At 67.0% G+C, this 3,588-nt stretch carries 4 protein-coding genes; 1 reads left to right on the top strand and 3 read right to left on the bottom strand.

Annotated elements, in window-relative coordinates:
- Window positions 1-420: 420 nt before the first annotated feature.
- From FVA95_RS27920 to FVA95_RS27930, 3 genes are all read right to left on the bottom strand, one after another.
- Window positions 421-1,083, bottom strand: coding sequence for a hypothetical protein (locus FVA95_RS27920; RefSeq protein WP_149666798.1), 663 nt, complete (start codon window positions 1,081-1,083; stop codon window positions 421-423).
- A gap of 97 nt (window positions 1,084-1,180) precedes the next feature.
- Window positions 1,181-1,999 (bottom strand): hypothetical protein, encoded by an 819-nt coding sequence (locus FVA95_RS27925; protein ID WP_240051784.1) that lies wholly within the window; start codon window positions 1,997-1,999, stop codon window positions 1,181-1,183.
- A gap of 114 nt (window positions 2,000-2,113) precedes the next feature.
- Window positions 2,114-3,187 carry a type IV secretory system conjugative DNA transfer family protein gene (locus tag FVA95_RS27930; protein WP_240051785.1) on the bottom strand — a complete coding sequence of 358 codons (1,074 nt, stop codon included), beginning with the start codon at window positions 3,185-3,187 and terminating at the stop codon, window positions 2,114-2,116.
- Window positions 3,188-3,287: 100 nt separating this feature from the next.
- On the opposite strand from FVA95_RS27930, the gene FVA95_RS27935 reads away from it, so the two are divergent.
- Complete coding sequence (locus tag FVA95_RS27935; protein ID WP_161992396.1) at window positions 3,288-3,581, top strand: transposase; 294 nt, start codon at window positions 3,288-3,290, stop codon at window positions 3,579-3,581.
- The last annotated feature ends 7 nt before the right edge of the window (window positions 3,582-3,588 follow it).

Genomic DNA, 3,588 nt, shown 5'->3' on the forward strand with positions numbered 1-3,588 from the left:
GCAACGACTGAACACCCGACAAGGGGGTCAGTCCCAATCCGTCGTTACGGGGTTACTCCCAACCCGCCGTTGACAGCAGCCACGCCTGCGAGTAGACCGAAGTGCGGTCAGGTCTCTATCAGCGGCCGTGGCGGGCTCCGGCCGCGGCGACAACACCCCCCAGATCATCGAGCGACAGGGGCAACGAGTCATACCGCGACCGGTGGCCTGCAAGCCCACACCGGGCTTGATCAAGAAGGTAACGGGGGCTGCCCACCATAGGCGGGCGTAGCACCGCCGTCCTGCAATTAGGATGTTGACGCCCCAGCGATCTCAGCAGGTGAAGTTGCAAAGACGTGGACCACGTGGCGTTTCGCATTCAATGAATAGCGAGCCATCCGAGTATTCTCCAGGCGTCTTCACGCAGATCTCGGGAGTCAATCACGTCCCGCGTAACCAGGACAGCCATCGTTTCCTCGGCCGCAGTCGATCAGTGGTGCGACCAATCGTGTCGACATCATTCGATCCATCCAGCGACGAGGAGTCGATGCCCACGGGGTAGCGGTCGTCGACCTGGGCGTCGCCTGGGGGAGGAAGGGCAGCGGTACACAGCCAGCGCACCGAGACCGCCCGTGGATCGAATTTCTCGATATCAGATGTGCGATGTTCGGTGATGACGTCGCGCAATGATGGACTGAGTAGAAATCGATAGCGCGCAATTTGTTGCAATAGTATCCGGGTATCCGGGTATCCGGGTATCCGGGTATCCGGGGCCGCCGTTGGGTCGTCGCCCATACTGGTCCGGCAGATCTTGAAATTGCCGACTCCGTGCAGACGAGCAGCTTTTATCAGCAGCATCAACGTGGTCTGTCGATTGACCTCCCGAGTGACGAGTGGGTCGATCAGATAGCGGGGCGGCAGACGCAGCGCCGGCACCACCGCCGCCCCATCGTCAGGGCTGTGCCTACCGGCCAGGACCGCCGCGACCTGACGCTCCAGGACGGGCTGCAGAGGGCGGGGATCCAGCGCGCTGACGTGGGCGATGATCGTGCGCCGGCGGGCGACGTCGAGGTCGTCGTCGAGCAGATCAGTCACCACGTCCATGGGCAGCCTCACCATCCGTGCATGAAGAAGTTTCCGCTGGGCCTCAGCATCTTTCCGCTGGGCCTCAGCATCTCAGCACCCATCCACCAGCGGCGGGTCAAGTACTGGCGTGGTCCTCGCCGATGTCGGCCATGCGGGCGTCAAGGAAGTACTCCCACCAGTACTCCGGGCGACTCGGCGGTGCCGGTGTCTCGGAGTCGAGCAGCGCTACCCGGGTCGGGCGGGCGCCATAGCTGGGGTCGTGGCCCCGCAGCGGCGGGAACCGGTCAGGGAAGTACCGGGGGCGATTAGCTCCCCGCTCGATGGTCAGCGCTGGCGGCTGTCGGCCGGCGGAGCTGGCCTCGTTGACGGTGTCGTCGTAGCGGCGGCGTTCCTCCTCGGTCACGCGATGCTTACCTGGGGCGCACTCGCGCCGGTCGATCGCGACCGCGAGGTTGGTGACCGCGGCCGGGAGCCAGCGCACGTGCCACTCGGCCACCAGCTCCGGACGCACACCGACCGCACTGGAGGAGACATAAAGGGTACGCAGCCACGCGAGCTCACGCACCGCGCGCGGGTGCACCGGCCAGCAGTCGGGCAGCTCGAGCCGCGTGAGCTGATAGTCGTTGTTGAGCACCTCGGAGACGAACCCCGCCAGAGCGTCCCACGCGGCGTGCTTGCCTTCTCGGTCCAGCTGCGACCAGCGCAGCGCCGGGGTCAGCGACAGCGCCTCGTCCTCTGCGTCGCCCGCGCCCGTCGCGGCCGCCTCGACCGCGGCCCCGAGGGCGGCCACAGCCTGTTCGACGTCGTCAAGTCTGGGGCTCATGCGGCCGAGGATGTCGGCGATCTCAGCGACGTGACCTGCGGTCTCATCGCTCTGCCGGGTCGTGGCGTCGAGCTGTTGCTGCACCTGGCGCAGCTGCTCACCGGCCTGCACTGCCCACGGCCGGGGCGCGCCGGGAGCGGGTCGCTCCCCACCCGACGGCGGGACGGGGCCATCGCTGGTCACGGTGACCGATCTCCTCTCGTCTCAACGACATACCAGCCAGAACTAGGCGGCCACCTGATCTGCAGCATGCCCGGCGGCACGAACAGCCACGCTCGTGGGAGCCTGCGTGATGATCGCAGGCGGCGGGCGCAGATCAGACCGTTCCCACACCGGACTGATCCGCACCACCGTGGCCGGGGTCGCACGATGGATCAGCAGCGCGTGCCACTGCGGGATCGTGCGCACCCGGTCGACCGGACACACCCGCACCTTCTCGTAGCGCTCCTCACCATCACCGGTGGGCACCGGCTCGTGCCGGTCCCCGCACAGCACCGAGGCCCGCTCCAAGTCCTCACGCAGCGACAGCCCACCGAACATGACCTTGGCGTTGGTGGCGTTCCAGATCGTCTCGCCACCCTTGGCGCCCCAGCGCTGGGCGAGCTGGGACGGCGACTGCACCGCCCACTCGATGTGGATCCCACGGCCACCGGCGTCGGCGACCCAGCGGTCCAGCGGCACCGGAGTGATCAACGCAGCCTCATCGAGGAACAACCCCAGCGGCGGATCCAGACGCCCCTTCGGCCGCGACGACGCGACCCGCTTGGCCGTCTCGAACAGGTGGCCGGTCATCGCCGCCAGCAGCGGCGCGATCGAGGCATGCTCGCGGTCCGAACCGACCACGAACAACGATCCGCGACCAGCGAGGAGCTGGTCAGCATCGAGCTCCTGACCACCATCTCTACCAGTGACCAGGGCTGCGACCTGCGGATCGGTCATGAATTTCACCGCTTCGGATAAGGTCATGAAGATCGAATCGCGGGTCTTGCGGGCATCGGTGGCCAGGACCTGGCGCAGAGCGTCCAGCGTGCCCTCGGGGACGCGCCCGCCAGGATTGCGTCCCAACACGTCCAGCGCTTCACCCGCTCCCCCGCTGCGCGCGTCGTTGGTCGGGGAGAACACCCACCGCGCCACGGTGGTCATGTCCCGACCGGACAGATCCGCAGCCATCAGCAGCGCGGTGAGCACGCTGACCGACCACTGGTCCCAGCGATCACCACCGTCATCGCTGGCCGACACACCGCCCACCATCAGCCCGGCCCGCACCGCCGCGACCTGCGCGTCGGCGCAGCCCGACACCGGGGACCACCACACCGACGACCTCAGATCGCTGAGCTTGACCCCTGACGCCGGACACGTCACCTGAGGTGGACCCGGTCCACCAGGGAGGATGTTGTTCGTGCCTGCACCTCACCCGCCCGAGTTCCGGCGCCGCGCCGTGGACCTTGCTCGTGCTGGCGACAAGCCGGTGTCTGCGATCGCGAAGGAACTGTCGATATCGGAGTCGTGTTTGCGGAGCTGGATGGCCCAGGCCGCCGCCGACGACACCGGCGGCTCCGATTCACGGCTGAGTAGCGCCGAGAAACGCGAATTGACCGGGCTCCGTAAGGAGAAGCGTCGCCTTGAGGTGGAGAACGAGATTCTCAAGCGGGCGGCCGCGTATTTCGCCCGGGAGAACGTTCTCCCAAAGTAGTTTTCCC

The organism is Pseudonocardia sp. EV170527-09 (assembly GCF_008369905.1).
Classification (GTDB): Bacteria; Actinomycetota; Actinomycetes; order Mycobacteriales; family Pseudonocardiaceae; genus Pseudonocardia.

What these genes read in the sequence shown, in the direction of transcription:
- FVA95_RS27920 (WP_149666798.1), bottom strand. Translation starts at nt 1,083, where the DNA reads ATGGACGTGGTGACTGATCTGCTCGACGACGACCTCGACGTCGCCCGC.